Raw genomic sequence first — 24124 nt, forward strand, 5'->3', positions numbered from 1 at the left:
TTCATTGAAATCCGTAAATTCAATTAAAATAGCATAGCCTCTTTTTTCCTATGTCCAAAACAACCTTGCGAGTAGTCGCCCGCCTCGCAGCCTTTCCCGACAAAGTAGCAGAACTTAAATCTCTGCTGCTGAGCATTATAGAACCAACTCGTAAAGAAAAAGGGTGCATCAAATACGAACTCCTGCAAAATCAAGCCGATCCCACAGATTTTACCTATGTTGAAGAGTGGGAAAGTGCTGATTTGCTCGAACTACATCTCGGTTCAACTCACATTCAAGACGCCGTACAGAAATTAGACGGTTTGGCCGTTGGGCCTCCAGATATCCGCCGCTATGAATTGCTAGCTTAATCGGGTTTTTATAGCAATTTGATTAATGTGTGTGAAATAGCTTCTATTCCCCCAAAGTTTGCGGCGAACCCTACCTACATATATAGGTTCTGCGTAAGTCCAATTCTACTCACATCTTGCCCTATTCTCGCTGAACAGGCTTTTCGGCCTGTTCCACAAAGAGTAGATTTTCTCGCTGAACAGGCTGAAAAGCCTGTTCAAAAAAGGATTATTGACAATGGTGCAAAATCTTAGATTCTACTAACTTCGGAAAAATTTATGACATTAGCAACAATAAAACAGTTATTTATTTATCCAATTAAAGGGCTGACACCGCAAGAAATGTCGGAGTTTGCTTTAACAGCAGGACACGGAATTAAGGGCGATCGAGCTTTTGCCTTAATGTTTGCAGATAATCTGGAAGCTGCAAAAAAGCCCGCAGATAATGTGCCTTGGATGAGCAAAAAAAATTTTGCGGTTCAAAACGATTGGCCTCTGTTAGCAGCTTTAGAATGTGATTATCAACCGGAAACTGCCGTTTTAACAGTCAAGCGTCAAGGAGTTGCAGTGTTATCCGCAGAAACAAACACAGCAGCGGGGCGCGATCGCATCGGCAGTTTTTTCACAGAATATTTGGCAGCAATTGAACCCACAAAAGAAGCGAGACACCCGCAGTTTGCACCTTTGCAATTAGTCGGCGACACCAGCGGCGAAACTCGTTATCCCGATCGAGAACCCGTACACATTTCTTTACTCAGTCAAGCCACATTAGACCAATTAACAGAAATTGCTGTTCAAAACATTGACGTGGGCCGATTTCGCCCGAACATTGTGCTAGAAGGTATGGCAGCTTGGTCAGAATTTGAGTTGATCGGAAAACAGTTTCAATTAGGAACAGCGCGCATAGAAGTTACAGCACGAATCGGCCGCTGTGTCAATATAGAAGTGAATCCAGAAACGGGCGATCGGGATATTTCCCTACTCAGTTTACTCCAAAAGGAATTCGGTCACGCACAAACTGGAGTTTTAGCCAAAATTATCAACAGCGGCACAGTTAAAATCGGCGATGTTTTGACTGCTGTAAAATAGTAGGACTTACGGGCGGGCTCTTCGGCCCAACCCCTACTCCCCACAAGAAAACTCATTATTTGTGGAACAGGCATCTTGCCTGTTCATGAGAATATCTTGGCTGTTCCTGAGAATGGTGCAAGATGTGAGATGCACCTCTCAAGGATTGCAGCTTACCTGAATATCTTAACTCATCCTGCTTGCGGCACCCTCACCTTATTACCAATCAAATTCAGAAAACTCGCTCCAAAATGTTGAATCTCCAAAAAATTAGCATAGGAAGGAGTTGACTTGTAAACTCTAAAAGTCCGCATAATTCCTAAAGTCGCCGCACTTTCCAGGGGGCCGATAAAGCTAGTATCTCTATCCAAAAAATGAGACTGCTTAGCCCAGTGTGCCATCTGTTCTGCATTCAAAAAGTAGCAGCCGGAATGAGGATTCAACGCTCGCTCAAAAGCGACTGTTTGTTCCATGATTTTTCCCTTTAACTGCCGCTGCTCCTCCACATTTTGAAACTTAGCAGTAGCTGTTGCTGCTAAATCACCATCAATATATGCTTTAAAAACCGCGCCTTGAGGCGCTATTTCATAGCGATTAGGTTGCAGCAAATTCCCATTTCCTCCGTGATGCGTAAACCACTTTAATTTACTAAAAAACCACGGGTCATGCAGAACTAAATCATCTTCCAAATAACAGAAATAATCGTATTTGTTAAGACAGGCTCGCAAAACTGCTTGACACTCAAACCCCAACAGCAGCGGTTCGCATTTGGTAGCGTGGTGCATAAAACATCTGGGCTGCACTGGCAGTTGAGGCAACAGATGATAACCTTGAGTAGTGCAAACAACAATGTCAATTTCGTGCTGTTGAGATTGATTTGCTGGGATAGTTGCACATTCGCTAATGTCAATCATGGACTGAGATTTGCCGTACAAAGCTTGCAGCGATGTCACGCAAGCTGTTAAAGCGTTTAGTCGTGGTTGCGGATCATTTCGCTGGGAAGCGTGTTTTCCGTCGCCGCTGGGATTGTAAAAGTGAGCAATAGTGAATAGAATTCGCATTGGTGTGGAGTAACAATTAGAAATTAAACAATAAAACAGAACGATCGCACAATAGCCTATAAATCTTACCGCACTTAGTCACCAAATAACTCCGGCAGGCGATCGCGCAACTCAGCATTTAAACGCGGCAACTCGTCCCGCATCTGTAAGTACCAATCTCGGCGCTGTCGGTAGTGCCCGCACAGCAAGCGGTTGTCGCGCACCCATTCGTAAGCATTCGCGGCTATTTTCCTGCGCCGAGAAGTGTCAGATATCAGCGAATTTAGTTTGGTTTCAAACTCTTTTTCATATCTATAAATCAATCCCGTTTCACCTTCGACAATCGAATGTTCGTACACAGTGGGACTTGCCAGCACCGCTACTCCCCGCGCTGCACATTCAATAAATTTTAAGTCAGATTTCGTTTCATTAACCGGGTTGGAAACAAGCGGTAGCAAAGCTATATCGCAACTGTACATAATTTCTTGATACCGTTCGTAACTGCAAAAGGGTTCAAATTCTTTTTGCTGTATTTCCAAGGATTCAAAAAATCGGCGGTCATGGATTACTTTAACTCGAATCCGGTGCTTGTGTGCGACTAAAACTCGATTGAGCGCTGCCATAATCGGCTGCCAATCTTTTTCGCGGTTGAGCGCACCAAAAAAAATTGTGACTGTATCTTCTGCCGGATAAATTCGCGGCGGAGGTAGATAGGCTAATTGATTGGGAAATACGGCAACATTTGGATTGTATTGGCGCAAAATTTTTGCTAGCGGTTCTGTCGAAGTTTGAACGCAGTGACAGCCGCGATAGCTGAGGTAATTATTGTCGGCGTATTCGCGGCGACGGATGGGATTGTCGTCAATTTCAGCTACTATTAAATAGCCTTGTTGCAGGAGTTCTTTGATTTGGGGAATGTACGCGGGATATTGCATGATTGTCCGCTGCCAGATGAAGACTTTTTCTTCTTCCGGCAGCGGCGGAATTAACTCGGCTTTTTTCACGCCGGATACGGCGCGGACACCGGGAATTGTAGCGCTAAATTTGTCCGGTTCCAAAACTCGCACACGATCGCACCCTGTAGGAGCCATAATGATAGTCTGAATCAGCAGTCTGCGCGCAGGTACGGCCGATTTGGTCGATCGCACGATATAATGTTCAGCACCGGTTTCCGTAGCAAAACTGCTCGATGTTAGCTCTAAAGCCTGTACCATTGGATGCAGCAATTGCTGAAACTGGACAAAATTTTCGGTTTTGTGTCCCTTCCCTTGAAATTCATAAACCTGCAATCCGGCTTGAGCAAATAGTGATTTAATACTTTCTAGGGTAAACCAGTGCTGCATCTTGTTGTCGGGATTCTCCCACTGTCCCCGCAACAGATTGACAATTCGCCGCCAGTATTGAACATTAGGGATTCTAGCGAGAATTTGCCCCTCTGGATTCAGCAAAGAATTGTACTGCTTGAGAATATCCCAAGGATTTTTAAAGTAGGGTAGCAAGTCGCCAAAAACCAAACAATCTACGGTTCCTGGGGCGATGTCAAGACTTTCGAGGGCAATTTCTTCAATATCGGCTACCGTCACCCAGTTTAGCCGATCGACCGCTATTTTAGCTTTTTCTCGATCGCATTCAATGCCAATATACTGACAATGGGGATTGATCAGCTTGTACTGTTCGCCCGTCGAGCCCATACCGCAGCCAATTTCAACAATGACTTTAGCATCCGGCGGTAGCAGCTTCAATAAGTCGTGGTTGACGCGATCGATCACTTTCTCTAAAATTCCTGATTAGTTGATCGTAAAATAAAACAGAGCCACCCATGCCGACAGACAACCAGCCGAAGGTTAGCATTGCGATGCCAGTATACAATGGCGATCGGCACATTTGTCAAGCACCCTATTTTCTGTTGCCAACCCTTTCTATTCCCTCTCTTCTCTTCCTCTGCGTTCTCTGCGCCCTCTGCGGTTCATTTAATCTTATTCACCCATCATACAAGCATTCCTATATCTTAGCAAAAATTGAGCAAAATTATAATTCATTCTCAACCCCTACCCTCATTCAGCGCGATAGAAAAACTCAATTAATTCGGCTTTTTCCCAAAAAAAATTAACCCAACAATTTGCTAAATACATTAGAAACTATGAACCCTAATCTAGGAATGAACATCGCCGGCTACATCAGCGGCGAATTTGGCATAGGAGAAGGTGTCCGAGCCAACATCAGAGCCGCAGAAGCAGCCAACATTCCCTTCATTATCAACAATTTTACCCGCAGTCCCCACCGCAAACAAGACACCACCTATCAAAACTTTAGCCAAGACAATCCCCATCCCGTAAACTTAATTCAAGTCAACGCCGATGAAGTTGCAACCTTTATCAAAGATAGAGGTTCCAGCTATTTTGAAAACAAATACAATATCGGATTTTGGGCCTGGGAACTTCCCGAATTTCCCCCAGAATGGCAGCCAGCATTTAATAACTTTCACGAAATATGGACTTACAGCAACTATTGCGCCGAGGCAATTTCCGCAGTCTCGCCAATTCCCGTCATCAAAATCATGCCCAGTATTGCTCTCCCCGCACCTTCCCTGAACAGAGAAGCACTGAATTTACCTAAAGATAAATTTATTTTCTTGTTTGTATTCGACTTTTCCAGCCGCATCGAGCGCAAAAATAGTTTAGCGACAATTCAAGCATTTAAGCAAGCTTTTGGCGAAGATAACAGCGTATTATTGGTCATCAAATCTTCTAATTCAACCCAACATTTAGAACAGCAAAAGTTATTAAAGTCTGCTATCGCCAATTGTTCAAATATCAAACATCTAGACGGGTATTTGTCCAAAAATAAACTAAACGGTTTGCTGTACAATTGCGACTGTTATGTATCCCTGCACCGCTGCGAAGGATTTGGCTTAACAATGGCTGAAGCCATGTTTTACGGCAAACCCGTAATTGCCACCGGCTATTCATCAAATACAGAATTTATGAATGTCGGCAACAGCTATTTAGTCAAGTATAAGTTAATCCCAATTGAGCAAGATTGCGGGCCTTACAAAAAAGGCAATGTTTGGGCCCAAGCGGATGTCGAACACGCTGCGGATTTAATGCGGTACGTCTTCAACAATTACCGGGAAGCTCAACAAATTGGAGCGATAGCCGCTGAGGAAATTAAGACTTTACTCAACCCCCAAGTTACAGGGAATAAAATTAGAAAACGTCTCGAATATATTGCCGAGATTACCGATAACTTTCAAAGCATACCTCTGTTAGGAACAGCCAAAGCGAAGTCTGCCAAAATTAGGGCTAACTTGCCGCCATCACAGCAACAAAGTCAAGCAAAAGGAGAACTGCCAAACGAGCAGCCGAAGGTTAGCATTTGCATTCCGACATACAACGGAGAAGCATTTATTGGGGAAGCAATTCAAAGTGCTTTGGCCCAAACCTACGCTAACATAGAACTGATTATATCCGACGACGGCTCCACAGACCGCACAATTGCGATCGCCCAATCATTCCAATCACAAACCTCAGTCGATTTCCGCATCATACTGCACCGCAACTACGGTTTATCACAAAACTGGAATTTTTGCATCTCTCAAGCAACAGGTCAATATATTAAATTTTTATTTCAAGACGACTTGCTCGCACCAGAATGTATTGAGAAAATGGTCGCACTCGCCCAACAAAACTCAGAAATAGGTATGGTTTTCTCCCCGCGCGGCATCACCATCGCTGACAATGAATCTAACCCGATTTTGCGCGGAGCTTCCCAATCAATTAAAGATTTGCACAAAAGCTGGTCGAATTTAAAATCTATTCAGCCAGGAAAAGAATTACTCGCAGATACTAAATGCTTGAACAACCCGATAAACAAAATTGGCGAACCGAGTACCGTCTTAATTGCCGCGCGAGTCTTTGAAGAAATAGGATTATTTGATTCGGGATTATCTCAGTATGTAGACTTAGATATGTGGTGGCGAATCATGGGCAACTATCATATCGGATTTGTAGACGAAAAACTGTCCTCACTGCGGATTCATCCCGAACAACAAACTTGGAAAAACTTCGCCGCTGGGGAAAATCATAAGGATGTAGTAAGATTTTATAAAAAACTACTAAATAGTCCTGATTACAGTTTCCTGGATCAACAAATCAAACAGACAATCCGCCATAAGTTGGCATTGAGAACCCAGCCGAGTTTATCAGAATTATCACCACTGCTCGATCAATACAATAAATTCCCCTCAAAACAGCCTCTTCTCGCGCTGCGCCCCTACCGCCAACAGCTAGCTGAGTATTGGCTGAATTTGCCAGCGGAAAAATTAGAAATTGCTTACTCGAAAGACATGAGGAAGGCTCATAAATTGCTACTAGATAGCGCCCTAAAAAATGAAACTTTAACTGAGTCAGAACAACGTTTTGTCCAGCAGTTATCCTCGAAACTTGCTGAAGGAGGGGAAATTGCCGAGAAGATGCAATATCTCCTCGCAGCGATGCTGTACCGCGACGCTTATCAGTTGCCGATTGAGTATAAAAATGCAGCGATTCCCCAGTGGTTTTTTGACGATTTTCTGAAATTCCTATTTCAGTCACCGAATTATTTTCAAAGGAGAGGTGGAATTGTCAAGAACGGGCAAGATGCCCGTTCCACACAAGATGAATTTTCTGGTGGAACAGGCATCTTGCCTGTTGGTTCCACAACAGATGAATTTTCTGGTGGAACAGGCATCTTGCCTGTTGGTTCCACACAAGATGAATTTGCTGGTGGAACAGGCATCTTGCCTGTTGGTTCCACACAAGATGAATTTGCTGGTGGAACAGGCATCTTGCCTGTTCCTAAACAAGTAATTGAGAAGGGTGCAAGATATCAGTTTCAACCCAAGTCGGAAGTAGAAAGTTACTCTGAATATTTCCAGCAGTTAATCAAGTACGTCGCTGCTAATATCGCCAGTTTTCCAGATTCAGAAGTTTGGCGTTATTTGGCAGCTTTTATTGCCAAAAGTGTTAGCTTCCAAGCTTTGTATTTGAGCGACGAGGTCAATCTGCTCAATATATTGAGTCAGCGAGCTGATATTCTGGAATTTCATTTGAAAAATATCGGCAGTCAAATAGAATGGAATTTTCCTCAGAGAGAACCTGAAAAAAATAAAATCAGAGTTGGCTTTTTGCTGGATAAAATTAGTGAGGAATCCGAGACTCGTGCTGCAATTGCGAGTTTTGAATATTTAGACAGAAGCAAATTTGAAATTATTGTGTACTATTTCCAGGTACAAGACGAGCGACTGGGGAAATATTGCGAAAATTGCGCTGACAAACTGGTGCAACTGTCAGAAACTTTGCCCAATCAAGTCCGAGAAATTCGATCGCACGATTTAGATATTCTGCTAATCTGCACCAATACTACCGACACTTCTCAACCAAGCGCGCTGCTGTGCCTGCACCGACTAGCGCGGGTGCAAATCGCTACCGGTGCATCAACCCCCGCAACCACCGGCACCCGAAATATCGATTATTTCATTGCTGGAGATTTGACATTGCCCGCAGGTGCTGCTGCAGAGTTTCGCGAAAAATTAATTACTTTAAAAGGGTCGGGAGTTTGTGTAAGCTATACTGTAGGGTCAGCACCTGCCACAGTTGAACCGACTCGCAGGAGTTGGGGAGCCACCGACGAATCTGTAGTGTTCATGTCCGGCGCTCAAGCTTGGACAATTATCCCAGAATTGAGAGAAACTTGGGCAAAAATTATTGCTGCCGTACCGAATTCTATTTTAGTTTTGTATCCCTTTAGTTCCCGCAATGAAAACTATCCGACGGTGCCTTTTTACAACCAAATTCGATCGCTCTTTGCCGAATTTGGGATTGACAAAAAGCGCTTAGTTGTGATTAAGGCGCTGCCATCTCGCGCAGATTGCATAAAATGTCTGGAATTGGCTGATATATATTTAGACTCCTATCCATACAGCAGTGGCTGCTTCTTAGCAGAACCCCTGTTGGTGGGGTTGCCTGTAGTGGTAAGAAAAGGGCAAAAAACTCGATCGCGACAATCAGCCGCAGTCCTCGAAGAACTACTAATTCCGGAACTGGTAGCTGACAGCGAGAACTCTTATTTAGAGCTGAACACAGCACTGGGAACCAGCCCAGAACTGCGCCGGCACTACCGCGAGCGAATCCAGCAAAAAATGGCGGCAAACCCCAAATATCTCGACAGTCGCGCTTGCTCGACCCAACTCGAAGCACTCTTTGAAAGACTATTCCGAGAGTGAAGGAAGAAGGAAGAAGGAAGTTCAGCAACTAAGCAGTGTACGGGATTTAACGGGTAGATGTTGAGGGAAGATTTTCCCACTCTCTCACTCTCGCATCCCGTTACCATTCTGAGCCCCGCGGGGAACCCCTCGCTAGGCAGAGCGTCAAGAAATAGACAGCAATAGCGCTAGCCCACTGACGGTCTGCTATCATCGGGGAATCGAGGGGTTAGTGGTTGTCGCTCTTTTCCTGCCACAGCTAAATTAAAAGGGGAAGCGCAAGTCAGTTGGAGATAAAAAAATGACAGGACTTTTTCAAATAGGCGATAAATTATTGCAAGCTCAAGATATGCCATCGCTCCTGAAGCGGTATCAGTTGATGCCACAATTCTTGCGGGGTGTAATAGTAGACCAAGCGATCGCATCCTTTAGTTGCAGCGACGAAGAACGAAAATCCGCCGTCCTTGACTTTCTGGCACAACACCAACTGACAGCCCCGGAAGCCAAAGAAGCTTGGCTGCGTAGCCAAAACATGACGGAAGAAGAACTTCAAGAGATGGCCGTTAGGCCCTTGCTGATCGAAAAATTTAAGCAAGCAACTTGGAGACCTAAAGTAGATAATTATTTTTTAACCCGCAAAGCCAGCCTAGACCACGTAGTCTATTCCCTGGTACGCACCAAAAATCCAGCACTGGCAAACGAACTTTACTTTCGCATCCTCGAAGGGGAACAAACCTTTGCTGAAGTGGCCCGCGACTATTCCGAAGGGCCGGAGTCCAAGTCAGGCGGCTTGTTGGGCCCCGTACCCCTCAGCCAGCCCCACCCGGCAATCAGCAAACTTTTGTCCGTCAGCCAGCCAAATCAACTCTGGACGCCGCGTCCTCTGGCAGAATGGATGGTAATTATTCGGCTAGAAAAGTTCATGCCGGCCCAGCTTGATGAATCGATGCGGCTGCACTTGATTAACGAACTATTTGAAAGCTGGCTCGCCGAACAGATATCGCAAATAGGCCCGCTACAGCCCCTCTCCTCCGTGTCTTCAATATCATGACAATCCAGCAATTGGGTCAGGGGCCCCCGGATTTATCCGTGGAGACTTGAAAAAGCGTAGCATCCTGACAAAAACCCCCTGGATTCAATCTAAAATCTAAAATCTAAAATCTAAAATTGGATGACTTCTTCCGCTGTTTCCCTCTCCCAAATTCAGGATTTCCTAGCTCAAACACCTCCCTTTGACCGACTGTCAGAGACGGCTCTGACAGCCTTGGTGGCTAAATGCCAACTCCTTGGCTACCGGACGGGGCAACCCCTGTTTGAACGGGAAAAAATGCCGACTCAGGTGGCAATTATCTATCAAGGCCAGGCCCGGCTGCTGGGCTTTGACCAGCGCTCGCAGCGCCACGTAAGTTTACGCTTGGTGCAGTCGAAGGAAATCCTGGGCTGGGCTGGCTTGCTCAGGGGGGTTCCCTGCGAAACCGCGATCGCCTCTACAGATGTGATCGCGATCGTCCTACCTGCCGAAGATTTCCTGAGCGTACTGGAAAAACAGCCGACATTTGGAGAATCCTTTCGCGAACACTGTTCCTTGAGCGAAGTATTTGAACTGTTGAGCCTGGAATTGCAGCGCCAAGCCGACGGCACTTCCAATCTCAAGGAACTCACCCTGCAAGCTTGGCAAGATGCGACAGTTGTCAACGTACCAAACGGCAACAAAAAAACTCAAGACATCGCCAAAGAGCTAGATGCCGATCGAATTTGGCTCGTCAGCAGCGGCGTCTTGGGCGACTTTCCCACCGGCAGCCGCTTCTCTGTGGAAAACGCAGCCAAATCCTTAAAAGTAGAAGGCCGCCTCGGCGCTCGCTTGGTCGGCTTCCGGGAACCCCCCGAAGCCCAACCCGAAACAGACCCATTAAATGGCACGACAGAGACAGGAGGCTCTGGGCAGAATCCGCCCAACGGAACCTCGATCGCGGTTATAGACGCCCCCGATCGTCCCCCAGAACCCAAAACCGACCAACCAAAGGATGCCGGGAGATACCCAGTTTTCCGGGCCAAAGGGCAGATTGAGGCCCCGCTTGCTTGCTTCCAAATGTTGAGCAAGTATTTCGGCCTCAAGTTTCGTCGAGATATCATCCGCAAAGTTCTAGAAAATCAGTTAAAAACCGCTGGTTCTATCAGTATGCAAGCCTGCGGGGCGATCGCCCAAAGCATCGGCCTGACGCCCCAATTGGCGCAAGTGCCCGCAGAAGCCATCAACCGCATCAAAGCTCCCGTAATGATTAAATGGGAAACCAGCTTTGCCATTATTTACAGCATCACCGAGCAAGAATTGGTGATGGCCACGCCCGAAAAAGGGTTAATGCGGAAGCGGATACCTCAGTTTAAAGAAATCTGGGGAGAATCAGGAGAAGTCCTGCTGCTGCAAGCTCCGCAAGTCGAACAAAAAGAGCAGTTCAGCTTCTGGTGGTTTGTGCCGGCGCTGATGGAACACAAGACAGTGTTTTTTGAGGTGTTGCTCGCTTCGTTTTTTGTACAGTTATTTGGTCTTGCCAACCCATTAATCAGCCAAGTAATTATTGATAAAGTATTAGGTCAGCGCAGCATTGACACCTTGGATATTTTGGGTGCATTTCTGTTAGGTGTTGCCCTGTTTGAAGGACTGCTCAACGGTTTGCGTACCTTTTTGTTTATAGATACCTCAAACCGCATTGATGTCAAATTGAGTGCAGAAGTCATCGACCACTTGCTCCGGCTGCCCCAAAATTACTTTGACAATCGGCGCGTCGGAGATCTGGTTTACAAATTCAGCATGATGGGCCAGATTCGGGAATTCATGACGAGTACAGCTCTGACAGTGGTTCTCGATGCGGTATTTTCGGTGGTTTACGTCGCCGTGATGCTCTCCTACAGCGTGCAGCTAACGTTTGTATCTTTGGCAGTGGTACCGGTACTGGGGCTGATGATTGTTCTAATCAATCCGCTGGTGCTGCGCCTGATCAAACAGAGAAATATGCGTTTTTCTGACTCTCAATCTTATTTAGTGGAAGTAGTCAGCGGGATTCAAACTGTTAAGGCTCAAAATATTGAATTGAAATCCCGTTGGGAGTGGTCGAGCCGCTACGCAAAATACATTACAGCCAGTTTTAAAACAATTATCACGGGGACTACGGCCGGTACGATTAGCAGCTTTTTAAACCAGGTGGGTAACTTAGCTCAGTTGTGGGTGGGAGCTTATTTGGTACTGGGAAATGAGATTACTTTGGGTCAGTTGATTGCTTTCCGAATTATTTCCGGGAACGTGACTGGTTCGCTGCTGCGTTTTGTGAGCGTCTGGCAGAGTTTCCAAGAAGTCTCGATGTCGATCGATATGCTCAAGGATGTGGTCGATACGCCGACGGAAACCAGCGATGAAGATCGCAGCAATATCCCGCTGCCGGCAATTCAAGGGCAGGTTACCTATGAGGAGGTTTCCTTCCGATTCCTGGAGAGCGGGGCACTGCAATTGGCTAATGTTAATTTGGAATTTCCCGCTGGCAGTTTTGTGGGAATTGTGGGGGGAAGCGGTTCCGGTAAAAGTACGGCGATGAAGCTGTTGCAGCGTCTTTATCCGCCGCTGTCGGGCCGGATTTTTATTGACGGCTATGACATTTCTAAGGTGGAACTGTACTCGCTCCGCAGCCAACTTGGGGTGGTGTTGCAAGATACTTTGCTGTTTAACTGTACTGTGCAGGAAAATATTGCTCTGAGTAATCCAGATGCGAGTACGGATGAGATTGTGCGAGCTGCGAAATTAGCGGTAGCTCACGATTTTATTATGGGCTTGCCTGCTGGCTACAATACGATAGTCGGAGAGCGTGGTTCCTCGCTTTCTGGGGGTCAAAGACAGCGTTTGGCGATCGCCCGGACGATTTTGCAAAACCCGAAACTGCTGATTTTGGACGAAGCTACAAGCGCCCTCGACTACCATTCCGAACGCCAAGTTTGCAATAACTTAGCAGAAGCTTTCGCCGGCCGCACGGTGTTTTTCATTACTCACCGCCTGACTACCATCCAAAACGCTGATGTAATTATTATGATGGATCAAGGTTCTGTAGTCGAGCGGGGAACTCATAAAGAATTAATGGCTCTTAAAGGGCGTTACTACTGCCTCTTCCAACAACAAGAGTCATCGAATACCTAATCTCTAACAACTCACAACTGATCGCTAACCCTTAACAACTGAGAACTAACAAATGGCTATGAAATCGTTAATACTTTCTGAGCAACCAGTCATTCTCGAAAAACCAGCGATTTGGTCGCACTTGTTTTTGTGGATGATCATGCTGATGACCACTTCTGCTGTAGTTTGGGCTTATTTTGCTAGCGTAGAGCAAGCTGTCCCCGCTGTGGGTCAATTGGAACTCAAAGATGGTGCTAGAGACATCCAAGCACCTGCTACGGGCGCTGTGGTGAGACTTCACGTTGAAAATGGCGATCGCGTGGAAAAAAACCAGCCTCTGCTCACTTTCAACCCTGTTGCGCCCAGTGCCGATTTAACATCGGTTCAGAAAACTAAAGAAGCTCTGGAAAAGGAAAATAAATTTTACGAAGATGTTGTCAACGGCAAAATTCAAGGCCCTGTTCCTTCTAACCTAGAATCAACAATCAGGGACAGACAGAGCCTCACGGCACAAAATCAAGTGCTGCAAGCTTTGATTGACGAACTGTACCTCAATCGGGGAGCCAGCGGAAATTTTGATGCTGCTCAGCAAGGACTTTATGTTAATTATCGATCGGAATTTCTGTCTCGCGTCGCTGCAGCTCAAGGCCAAGTTCAGGAGTTGGAAAAACAACTGAAGCAAGCTCAGGATGCTGAGAAAGCTGCCGGCGATCAAATGATAGTCGCACAGCAACAATTGGGTTTTGCCCAGAACCAATTAAATTATGCCCAGCAGCAGTTAGCTTCTTCGCAAGAGCAAGTAAAATCCGCCCTGGCTCAGAGAGATTTGGCCCAAGAACAGTTAGCGAAATCGCAACAAGTATTGAAGTCGAATCAAAACATTCTAGGCCGACTCGCCCCCCTGGTGGAGGAAGGAGCCATCGCTGAACTGCAAAAAGAACGTCAAGAACAAGATGTTTTCAGAGGCCAAAGCGACGTTCTCAAACAGCAAGATCAAATCAAGCAGCGCGAAGGTGAAATCAACTCTCGCAGGGGCGAAATTAACACGCGCCTCGGTGAAATCAATACGCGCCGAGGCGAAATTAACGCGCGTCAAGGCGACATCCAAAAAATTAGTGCTGACATACAGCGCCAGCAAGGAGAGCAAGCGCGCATTCAGGAGTCCATCGCCCGCGCTCAAGAACAGTTAAAAAATACCAAGGATGCCTGGGCGAGAGAACTTTATACCAAAATTGCTGAAAACGAGAAACAAATTGCCAGCAGCGATTCTCAGCTAAGCCGCTTCAAAGTGGAAAACCTGAAAAAGTTGTCCGAGGTGAACGCTCAGCTAGAAAAGGCTCAAGAAAACCGCGACACTCAAGTTCTGAAAGCTCCGGTATCCGGTGTTATCTTCGATTTGAAGCCTTCTACGAAGGAGAAAGCTAAGTTGGATATGGCGAAAGATCCGATATGCCAATCCATTATTAATTCGGTGGTGAAACCGGGCGAACCGCGCCCAGCACGCTGCGAAGAAGCTTATTACGAAGCACAGCAAACTGAAAAGCTGCTTAAAGTTTTGGATGACGACAACGGTTTGGAAGCAGTTGTTTACCTGGAAAACAGCAATGTGGCTCTGGTATTGGATGCTTTGAGACAGAAGCGGGCCAAATTGGAGCCGTATCACGGCAAGCAATTAGACGGAGAAAAGATTGACTGCGAAACAGGTAAAATTTGCGTTTGTCCAGAGAAGGAAATTAACAGAGAGAAACTGGGTTTGACGAAATACCAATGCGTGCCTGTGGAAGTGAATGTAGAAGCTTTCCCGGCGATGGAGTTTGGTACTGCTGAGGGTGAAGTGATAGAGATTAGCAGCGATGCTGAGCCTCCTACTGAACTGCGGAAATACTATGCTTTCAAAACCAAAATTAAGCTCAAAAATCAGAAGTTTGTTTTGAACAAGGGCAAGGCAAATGAAGTGGAGGTTAACTTGCAGTCGGGAATGGCAGTGAGTTCTAATATTAATATCGGCAAGCGGACTGTTTTGCAGATGTTTATTAACCGATTTACTGGGAAAATGGATACGTTCAAGACTATTAAGTAGCGAACAGTTGACGGTTTACTGTTGACGGTTGACGGTTGACCGTTGACCGTTGACCGTTGACGGTTTACTGTTGATTTTCAGTCGAAAAGCTGATGATATCATGTCCGTTCGAGCGATCGCGATTTTTGTAGGGGCCCGTGAGCCAACAATACTTGCGAATAATTTACACTCTCAAAAACCCGCCCTGACCGGGATATTATGGTTAATCGATCGGACATGATATGACTAGATTTTACAATTCCGATGCTACCGGATTGGATATTAATGAAAAAAATCATATTATTTACTTTATATCTAATTCCTGTCCTCTTATTAATCGGATTTGTATCGAATTTTAACGTTAACGTTCCCGTTGATGACGAGTGGAGGTTAGCTAGCCTTTTTGAAAAAATAGCTGCGGGAAATGTAACTTTTAACGATTTTTGGGCTTTGCACAGCAACCACCGCATACTTTTCCCTAAAATAATTATTGCGGTGCTGGCTTTTGCTTCCCGATGGAATATTAATTATCAGTTGTGTCTCAGCATAGGTTTGGCTGCGATAACTTTTATCGCTATGTACAAGTTATCCTCAATGCAAGTTAAGAATGTTGGGGATGATTTGTGGCATTTAGCTAATATTTTAACTTGTATTTTGCTTTTCTCTCTAGTTCAGCACGAAAACTGGCTGTGGGGATTTCAATTAGCGTGGTTTTTAGTCAATTTGTGTTTTGTCGCTGCGGTTTATGCGCTGGTTTCAAATCACAAATTATTGCCTAATATTAGAATCTTTATTGCTGCTGTATTCTGCTTTGTTGCGAGTTTTTCCCTCGCGCAAGGCTTGCTGTCTTGGTTGGCTGCAATTCCCGCTGTGGCGGCTGTAGAAGGAAATGCGGCGCAGAAAAGAAAAAGACTTATTGTCTGGATGCTGCTGTTTGCGACAACTTGTGCTGTTTACTCAATTGATTATCATCCTAGTCGGAAAGCAAGTATTATTTCATTGTTGAATAAGCCGTTTGTGGTGATTGATTACTTTTTAAGTTTGCTGGGTTCGCCAATTGTGCGATCGCCTGGAATTTCAGCATTAGTTGGATTGCTAATATTTGCAAGTTTCTTATTTTTTGTGTTCCACTTTGGGAGAAAGATTACCGAGCATCGTGAGGCTTTACCTTGGCTGTCAATAGGTGGTTTTTCGGTTTTATCGGCTCTGTTTATTACGGCGGGGAGGGCTGAATTTGGAGCGATTCAGGCGCTCGAATCGTCGAGATATACGACGAATTCGATTTTGCTGTTAATTGCTGTGGTTCAGCTAGGGCAATTGTTTGTCCGAGGTAAATATCAAGAAACAAAAGCAACGTTAAAGCGTAATTATAAATGTATTTATCGGGTAGTGGCAGGGCTGTTAATTGCTACAATTATTGTTAACTCTCAACAGGCGATCGCCCAAACTAGATTAGCAGTTATTTACAAACAAGGCGCTCAAGATTGTTTGCAGTTAATTAACTATCTGGAACCGTCGGATTTTTTTGATAATTCGCCGGAAAGCTGTTTGAGGGTGCTGAGCAAAAAAACTTGGCTGGTGAGAGAAGGCGCTGCAATTATCGACAAAATAGGTTGGATCAAGTTCGCGAAAAATGTAGAGTTTATTTCTAATACGGAGAAAGTTTACGGTTATTTAGACAAACCTCAAACTAGCGATAAATCCTTGACTGTTAAGCAAAATGAGGCTGTCAAGGCTGCTGGTTGGGCGGTTTTGCCAGAAAAATTGCAACAGCCCAATATTGTACTGCTATCTGTCGGGGATAAAAAATCTTTTTTTGCTAACGCTTATGTAAATTTGGACAGTCCCGACATTGCTGAGAGTTTAAAATCTGAGTTATACAATAATGCCAGGTGGGCTGTTGATTTGTCGGATAATAATTTGCCGATCGCCCAAACAGAAATTAAAGCTTGGGTGTATAATCCTGTTGACAACCAGTTTGTCGAGTTGCGCGGAGGATGAGGAGTGAAAATTTCTGTGATTATACCAGCCCACAATGAGGAGGGCTGTTTGTACGGTACTGTGCGGGCGATCGCCCAGACGCTTGATTTAGAAGGCATTCCGCACGAAATTTTGATTGTGAATGACAATAGTGTCGATCGAACTATTGATATTTGCCAGGAGTTGTCAGAGACTTTTCCCACAGTGAGATACATCAACAATCAACCTCCCAACGGTTTCGGATTTGCGGTGCGTCGGGGATTGGTGGAATTTGACGGAGATGCTGCGGCAATTGTGATGGCGGATGCTTCCGACGATCCGATGGATTTGGTAGCAGGATACCGCAAGTTGCAAGAAGGATATGATTGCGTTTTCGGTTCCCGCTTTATCAAAGGTGGTTTTATAGTTGATTATCCCATTCACAAGTTAGTAATTAACCGCTTAGCAAACTGGTTTGTCAAAAGTATTTTCGGCTTGCGGTACAGCGATGTCACCAATGCTTTTAAAATTTACCGCAGAGAAGTAATTGAAGGCGTGCAACCGATTCTGAGCCATCATTTTAATTTGACAGTGGAACTGCCTTTAAAAGCAATTGTTCGGGGTTTTTCTTATACGGTGATTCCTCTGAGGTGGTACAATCGGACTGCTGGTATTTCTAAGCTGAAAATCAAAGAGATGGGCAGTCGATATTTGTTTATTGTCTTGTATGTCTGGCTCGAAAAACATCTGTCTCGCGGCGACTACCACCGGACTAGAAAGATAGCAAAGTTGAAAGTGAATGCCTGATAAAATTTTAATTGTTGGTGGTGCGGGTTTTATCGGCAGTTGTTTGGCAATTGGCCTGAAGAAACTGCACCCGGAATGGCAAATAATTTGTTTAGATAACCTGCGTCGCCGGGGCTCAGAATTGAATCTGCCTCGCCTTAAAAGTTGTGGTATTCAGTTTGTTTACGGGGATATTCGCACAGCGGCAGATTTAGATCCAGTTGCACTCAATGCTGACTGCATTATAGATTGTGCTGCGGAGCCTTCTGTGCTGGCTGGTTTTAGTTCGCCTCAGTACGTTTTGCAGACGAATTTACTGGGCACTGTGAATGTTTTGGAGTTGGCGAGACAAACGGGTGCGAGTTTGCTGTTTTTGTCTACGAGTCGGGTTTATCCGATCGCCAGTGTCAAATCTGTTAAACTGTTAGAGTTGCCCAATAGATTTGCGATCGCCCCTGAGCAAACTTTACCCGGTATATCCGAGTTGGGCATATCAGAAGACTTCCCATTAAAAGGACACCGTTCGCTTTACGGAGCCACTAAATTAGCTTCGGAATTGCTGATTGAGGAATACAGGGAAGCATACAATGTACCCGCAATTATTAACCGCTGCGGGTTAATTACGGGTGCTTGGCAAATGGGTAAAGTAGATCAGGGAGTTTGCGGTTTGTGGGTGGCGGCTCACTATTTTCAAAAGTCGCTGAGTTATATCGGTTTTGGTGGCAGTGGGAAGCAGGTTAGGGATTTGCTGCACGTGGAAGATTTGTTGAGGTTAGTTAATTATCAGTTAGAAAATTTTGCTAAATTTGACGGCGAAGTTTTTAATGTAGGCGGTGGTTTTAGCAACAGTCTTTCTTTGGTTGAGACAACTGATTTGTGCCAAAAGATTACGGGTAAATCGATTTCAATTAATCCTGTTTTGGAGGAACGCGCGGGGGATATTCCGATTTTTATTACTGATTCTTCTAGGGTGATGGAGAAAACAGGATGGCGGCCTGTTATTGGGCCGGAAGCAGCTTTGCAGGATATTTATGATTGGATTGCTGCTAATGAGGTGGTTTTAAGTTCGATTTTGTAGGGATTTTTTTAATGGCAGGTACAGGGGGATAAACGCGGCTAAACGCAGATGAATCTCTCTGCCTGCATATGACTAGGATTGCCTGTCATGAGGCTCTGCCTCTATTGTTTTGTTTCGATGCTTTAACAAACATTTGCCCTCCCAAAAAACGCCACAAAAAAGGCAATTTTAAGTAAATTTTTAACAGCAAGGGCGAGGCCGGTCTGCCTTTCGTCGAAAAGGGTAAAAATCTCGGTATAATTAAGTCGATTTCAAACCCGACAGTTTGTAAAAGCTCTTGTAGCGATAAATGCGTTATCGGTAATTGATGGTCGATAAAATCGTAGTATTCCTTGTATGAATATTTAAAATTAGGCTGAATTACCAACAGAGAACCGCTAGGCTTGAGGGCCTCGAAGCAAAAAGAGATAATTTCTACAAGTTCCTCTTTGTTGCGGAGGTGTTCAAAAAAATTTGAGATAAAAATACTATCGAACTGTTCGGTAAAAGATGTGTAATTTTCTAAATTCAACACATCAATATTAAGCACATTTACATCAGCATTAGCAAATAACTTTGAATCGGGATTAAGATCAATTAAATATTTTTTTTTAGCCCGAATTTGATTGATAAATTCGCAGTAACCGCCGCCTATATCTAAAACCGCTGATTCGGGAGGAACATAATTTTGTAAGAAGTCGTCAATTAAAACTTTCCATAGTGCCACCTTCGCTTGCATTTGTCGCGAATCAAAGCGGTTGGCATACAATTTTTTGAGATATGTGTCAGTTTTCATAGTAAAATAGCCTAGACTGAGTATGAGTTTATCACTTTCACAGCTAACTATGAATGTTATATCTACCGAAATACCGGAAGTTCTGATCGTTGAGCCGAAAATTTTCGGAGACGATCGCGGTTTCTTTTTTGAGAGTTTCAATCACCGAGCTTTTGTCGAAAAAACAGGCGTGACAGCCGAATTTGTTCAAGACAATCATTCCAAATCCTCTAAAAATGTGTTGCGCGGTTTGCACTACCAACTGCAGCAACCTCAAGGAAAATTGCTGCGGGTAGTTGCTGGCGAAATATTTGATGTAGCGGTGGATATTAGACAAAGTTCGCCGACTTTCGGAAAGTGGGTGGGGTGTTTGGTGAGTGCAGAAAATAAACGGCAATTTTGGGTGCCGGCGGGATTTGCACACGGTTTTTTAGTGGTTTCCGAGACGGCTGAAGTTTTGTACAAAACTACAGATTATTACGCACCGGCACACGAGCGGTGTATCCTGTGGAATGACCCCGATTTGGCGATCGACTGGCCGCTAGATGGTGCCAAACCAATCTTATCAGCTAAAGACCAAGCTGGACAAACATTGAAAACAGCTCAAGTGTTTTGATCATGAAAATTTTACTCGCAGGCGGCAGCGGACAGCTAGCTCAAGAATTGCAGCCGATTTTATTATCTTCGGGAGAGGTAATTGCGCTCGATCGCACTCGCCTCGACTTATCCCAACCCGAAAGCATCCGTCAAGCAATGGCTGAAATTAAACCGGATTTAGTCATCAATTCGGGTGCTTACACTGCGGTAGACAAAGCCGAAAGTGAACCAGAATTAGCATATGCAGTCAACGCTATTGCCCCAGGAATTTTTGCCGAAGAATGCGAAAAACAGGGAGCAAGTTTGATTCACTTTTCTACTGATTATGTATTTGACGGCAGCCACGGTTCTGCTTATTTGGAAACAGATTCTACGAATCCACTGGGAACTTACGGCAAGTCGAAATTAGCAGGCGAGGCAGCAATTCTCAAATCGGGAAACCGACATATTATTATTAGAACCGCGTGGGTTTACGGCAACGGTGGCAAAGGTAATTTTGTCAAAACCATGCTGAGGTTGGGAAAGGAAAGGGAAGAAATTCGAGTAGTAGCAGATCAGATCGGAAGTCCTACTTGGACTCGGGATTTAGGTGCGGCGACTTCACAAATTATTCCTCTCCTTGGGCCAGAAACTTTTGGGACTTACCAGTACACTAATAGCGGTGTTTGTAGTTGGTACGATTTTGCGATCGCCATTTTTGAGGAAGCAGCACAACTCGGCTTTCCCCTAAAAGTTCAGCGCGTAATTCCCATCACCACCGCCGAATATCCGACACCGGCAAAACGCCCCGCTTTTTCTGTCCTATCTACGGTAAAAATATCAGCACTTTTGGGCACGTATCCTCCCCACTGGCGGCAAGGGCTCAGACAAATGCTGGCAAGAGAAGTCAGTCGATTTTAGATTTTAGATTTTAGATTTTAGATTTACTTGCAGCATTGAATCTGGGAGTTTGAACTTTAGTCTAAAATTTAGGGATTCAGGACAATAGGACTTATCCACTGGTGGCCAGAAACCGGGTTTTTTACGAAAATCCTTCGCTGTAGCCTAGAGATTAAATAAAAAACCCGGTTTCTTTGTCGGGAGTGCGTCGCTAAACCTGCCCCATTAATTAAAAATACCCCATGTCTGAATCCATGAAAATCAAGCAACAATATATTTTAATTGCCGCCTCAGTTCTCGGCATCCTAATACCAGCTTCATATATTTTGTACTTGATATCGCAAGCGGGAGACTTGTCTAATTTTGATTATTGGTGGATGACATGGAATTTTTATTCAGTAGACGGTTTTTCTACAAATCCTTTTAATTGGATATTTCGGGCCAACGAGCATTTTGTCTTGATTCCGGCCATTATTTATGGCTTGAATATAGCTGTAACGCAAGGTTCAAATATTGGTTTGTGTTTAGTTGCCTGGTTTTTGGCTTGGATTCAGTGCCACGTATTAATTGCTCTGCTGCCGTTAAAAATGAGGCGTTTTCCGCTGCAATTTATCTCGCTACTCCTTTGCATTTCTATTTTTAATTTTACTCCGGCGGCGGCTCACAATTGGATGCGGGGATTCAGTGGCGTTCACTGGATAATTGCTAATTTATTTGTGATTTGTTCGATATTTTGTTTGCAATCCTATGTGACAGATTTATTAAAGAAAAGGGAGGCAGAGCCTGGTAACGAGTTGGTAGGGGCGGTGCCCCCGTGCCCGCCCCCGCATTTACAAAATAAGTGGGTAATTGGCAGCATTGTTTTTGGCGTTTTAGGCTGTATTAGTTACAGCACTCCTTTAGGTTTGTGGCCGATATTGTGTGCTGCTGCTGTTGTGCTGCGGTTTCCTCGGCGAATAACTTATTTGTATTTCATTGCTTCGATTGCAGTGATTGGGATTTATTTTTTAACTTATAAAACTCCATCTCATCACCCTTCTTTAACTAAAATTAACCCGCTCAAAACTCTCGAATATATTCCCATTTATCTCGGCGGAATTTTTAGCGAAAATATTATTGTTGCTTCAATTATTGGTATAATTGGTTTGATTGCAGCGACGGGTTTTGTGGGTTATTGGCTATTTGTAAAAAAGGTAGATCGCCCGGATTGGCTGCCTTGGCTATCAATCCAACTTTACACGCTGCAAACGGCCTTAATGGCCGCGGTTAGCCGATCGGGATTTGGCGTCGAACAAGCCACCGCTTCCCGCTACGCCACACTTCCAGCTTTGTTTTGGATGAGCACAATTGTGCTGACAGTATTGTGGGTGCGCGAGTTGCAGCCAACACCAAGAATCCAAGGGCGTTGGTTGACACCGCTGTTTGCAGTCACCACAGTCGCGATTATTTTAATGTACGGGGTGGGAGGCGAAACTGCAATGGCGATCGCCCACAGAGCAACCTATCAACCGTTAGTAGCATTATCACTGCAACTAGGCATCACCGACGTAACCCTAATTAAAGACCGCGTAGGCAACAAACCCGCCGCTTTTGTCGGCTTAATCGACGCTTTAAAAACTAACAACTTAGTGCCATTTAACCGAGACATCAAAAAACACAATTTCTGTGCAGCATTAGACACAAAAATCGACGCAAATTTACTGTCAGCCCCCAAAGACGGAGTACCCGGATACTTTGATACAGCCACCAGACTGGCACCAACAGCAGCCAGAGTAATTGGCTGGGTAGGAGACCCCGAAAACAATGTAAAATGTATTGCCATTCTCAACCAAGAAAATGTCGTTAGAGGTTTCGCCATGTCAGGATTTCCCCGCCCAGATTTAGTTAAATTATTTGGCCCTTCCTACGAATTCGCAGCTTGGAGAGGATACATTCAAACATCACCAACAGATAAACTATTGACAGCCTATGCCTCCTTTAAAAACCGCAAAGGTTGGGTAGCCTTACGAAACTCCCAAGTTATCAATAAAAACTAAAAAACCTCTCTTTCTCCTCCTCTGCGCCCTCTGCGCCCTCTGCGGTTAATAAAAAAAAATCTCATTAACAACAAAAATGAAATAAAATATCTCTATGCCAAAACAACTCAGCTTCGTAATCCCAGTTCACAACGAAGAAGCCACCCTAAAATTGCTGTTTGACAAAATCAAAATTGTCATGTTGCAAACAGAAATTGACAGTTACGAAGTCATTTTCATAGATGACGGTAGCCGCGATTATTCCTGGCAAGAAATCACAGATTTAGCCAGCAAACATCCCAAACTAATTAAAGCAATTAAAATGCGCCGCAACTTTGGCAAATCCGCCGCGCTTTCAGCAGGATTTCGCAATGCAGCAGGGATAATTATCTTTACTCTCGATGCTGACCTTCAGGATGACCCCGCTGAAATTCCCAAATTTTTACATCATTTAGAATCGGGATTTGATTTAGTTTCCGGTTGGCGAAAACAGCGGAACGACCCGCTTTCTAAAACTTTACCTTCCAAGCTATTTAATGCCGTTGCGTGTTTGCTGACTGGCGTGCAAATGCACGATATGAATTGCGGTTTTAAAGCTTACCGTAGGGAAGTTTTGCAGTCGATTAAATTGTACGGAGAATTGCACCGCTACATTCCAGCTTTAGCAAACAATTTAGGGTTTAAAATTGGCGAAGTAGTCGTGGAACATCATCCGCGAAAGCACGGAAAATCGAATTACGGCTGGGAACGTTATGCGCGGGGTTTTATTGATTTGTTGACGGTGTTAGCCACGACGCAATATTTGCACAAACCGGGTCATTTGTTTGGCGGTTTGGGTTTGTGTTTTGGCTTTGTTGGAACTGTTTCGCTGAGTTATTTGATAGTTATTTGGTTTCTGAATTTGGCGGGGATGAATTTTGGGCCGATCGGCAATCGACCTTTGTTATTTTTTGGGATTTTGTGTACAATTCTGTCGGTGCAGTTGATTTCTTTGGGGATTTTGGCTGAGTTGATGGCGCGGAATGTGGATGCTGATTATGTGGACAAGCAAATTAGCGAAATTATTGATGATTCGGGTTTTGATATTTAACCGCAAGATGGAAACGGCGATTGAAATCGCTTCTACACAAGCAAAGTCTGCCTCCGCAGACTGAAGAAAG

Annotated in this window: 16 protein-coding genes; 13 read left to right on the forward strand and 3 right to left on the reverse strand. The window is 44.7% G+C overall.

The features are described 5' to 3' along the window. The first annotated feature begins 50 nt into the window (after positions 1-50). Together QUB39_RS19030 and QUB39_RS19035 are read left to right on the forward strand one after the other, a co-directional pair. A complete protein-coding gene (locus tag QUB39_RS19030; RefSeq protein WP_333053347.1) occupies positions 51-350 on the forward strand; it encodes a putative quinol monooxygenase in 300 nt (99 codons plus the stop codon). 258 nt (positions 351-608) lie between these two features. Then, positions 609-1418, forward strand: a complete 810-nt coding sequence (locus QUB39_RS19035) for an MOSC domain-containing protein (RefSeq protein WP_333210389.1) — start codon at positions 609-611, stop codon at positions 1416-1418. Positions 1419-1588: 170 nt separating this feature from the next. Here the strand turns inward: QUB39_RS19035 and QUB39_RS19040 are convergent, their stop codons facing one another. Continuing rightward, positions 1589-2458 (reverse strand): calcium-binding protein, encoded by an 870-nt coding sequence (locus QUB39_RS19040; RefSeq protein WP_333210387.1) that lies wholly within the window; start codon positions 2456-2458, stop codon positions 1589-1591. Between the two features lie 74 nt (positions 2459-2532). Beyond that, positions 2533-4206 (reverse strand): methyltransferase domain-containing protein, encoded by a 1674-nt coding sequence (locus tag QUB39_RS19045; RefSeq protein ID WP_333053350.1) that lies wholly within the window; start codon positions 4204-4206, stop codon positions 2533-2535. A gap of 371 nt (positions 4207-4577) precedes the next feature. Between QUB39_RS19045 and QUB39_RS19050 the strand changes: the two genes are divergently transcribed. The 7 genes from QUB39_RS19050 (at position 4578) to QUB39_RS19080 (ending at position 18719) form a co-directional block, all read left to right on the forward strand. Then, complete coding sequence (locus QUB39_RS19050) at positions 4578-8699, forward strand: glycosyltransferase (protein ID WP_333210384.1); 4122 nt, start codon at positions 4578-4580, stop codon at positions 8697-8699. A 280-nt stretch (positions 8700-8979) separates the two neighbouring features. Then, positions 8980-9729 carry a peptidylprolyl isomerase gene (locus QUB39_RS19055; protein ID WP_333053352.1) on the forward strand — a complete coding sequence of 250 codons (750 nt, stop codon included), beginning with the start codon at positions 8980-8982 and terminating at the stop codon, positions 9727-9729. A 120-nt stretch (positions 9730-9849) separates the two neighbouring features. Beyond that, positions 9850-12858, forward strand: a complete 3009-nt coding sequence (locus tag QUB39_RS19060; RefSeq protein WP_333053353.1) for a peptidase domain-containing ABC transporter — start codon at positions 9850-9852, stop codon at positions 12856-12858. 58 nt (positions 12859-12916) lie between these two features. Further along, on the forward strand, positions 12917-14917 hold the full coding sequence (locus QUB39_RS19065; RefSeq protein ID WP_333053354.1) for a chromosome partitioning protein ParA: 2001 nt from the start codon (positions 12917-12919) through the stop codon (positions 14915-14917). A 264-nt stretch (positions 14918-15181) separates the two neighbouring features. Continuing rightward, positions 15182-16897, forward strand: coding sequence for a hypothetical protein (locus tag QUB39_RS19070; protein WP_333210381.1), 1716 nt, complete (start codon positions 15182-15184; stop codon positions 16895-16897). Positions 16898-16900: 3 nt separating this feature from the next. Further along, entirely contained in the window at positions 16901-17662 is a 762-nt protein-coding gene (locus QUB39_RS19075; RefSeq protein ID WP_333053356.1) for a glycosyltransferase family 2 protein, read from the forward strand. Then, positions 17655-18719, forward strand: coding sequence for an NAD-dependent epimerase/dehydratase family protein (locus QUB39_RS19080; RefSeq protein WP_333053357.1), 1065 nt, complete (start codon positions 17655-17657; stop codon positions 18717-18719). Before QUB39_RS19075 ends, QUB39_RS19080 begins: the two co-directional genes overlap by 8 nt. Before the next feature lie 85 nt (positions 18720-18804). Here the strand turns inward: QUB39_RS19080 and QUB39_RS19085 are convergent, their stop codons facing one another. After that, positions 18805-19494: a methyltransferase domain-containing protein gene (locus QUB39_RS19085; protein ID WP_333053358.1), complete on the reverse strand. Its 690-nt coding sequence runs from the start codon at positions 19492-19494 to the stop codon at positions 18805-18807. 49 nt (positions 19495-19543) lie between these two features. On the opposite strand from QUB39_RS19085, the gene rfbC reads away from it, so the two are divergent. The 4 genes from rfbC (at position 19544) to QUB39_RS19105 (ending at position 24054) form a co-directional block, all read left to right on the forward strand. Beyond that, positions 19544-20089, forward strand: a complete 546-nt coding sequence (gene rfbC, locus QUB39_RS19090; RefSeq protein ID WP_333053480.1) for a dTDP-4-dehydrorhamnose 3,5-epimerase — start codon at positions 19544-19546, stop codon at positions 20087-20089. Between the two features lie 2 nt (positions 20090-20091). Continuing rightward, positions 20092-20970 carry a dTDP-4-dehydrorhamnose reductase gene (gene rfbD, locus QUB39_RS19095; protein WP_333053359.1) on the forward strand — a complete coding sequence of 293 codons (879 nt, stop codon included), beginning with the start codon at positions 20092-20094 and terminating at the stop codon, positions 20968-20970. A 221-nt stretch (positions 20971-21191) separates the two neighbouring features. Beyond that, positions 21192-22985, forward strand: a complete 1794-nt coding sequence (locus QUB39_RS19100; RefSeq protein WP_333395904.1) for a hypothetical protein — start codon at positions 21192-21194, stop codon at positions 22983-22985. A gap of 94 nt (positions 22986-23079) precedes the next feature. Further along, complete coding sequence (locus tag QUB39_RS19105) at positions 23080-24054, forward strand: glycosyltransferase family 2 protein (RefSeq protein ID WP_333053361.1); 975 nt, start codon at positions 23080-23082, stop codon at positions 24052-24054. The last annotated feature ends 70 nt before the right edge of the window (positions 24055-24124 follow it).

This window comes from Microcoleus sp. AT8-B5, from assembly GCF_036705565.1.
Taxonomy (GTDB): Bacteria; Cyanobacteriota; Cyanobacteriia; order Cyanobacteriales; family Microcoleaceae; genus Microcoleus.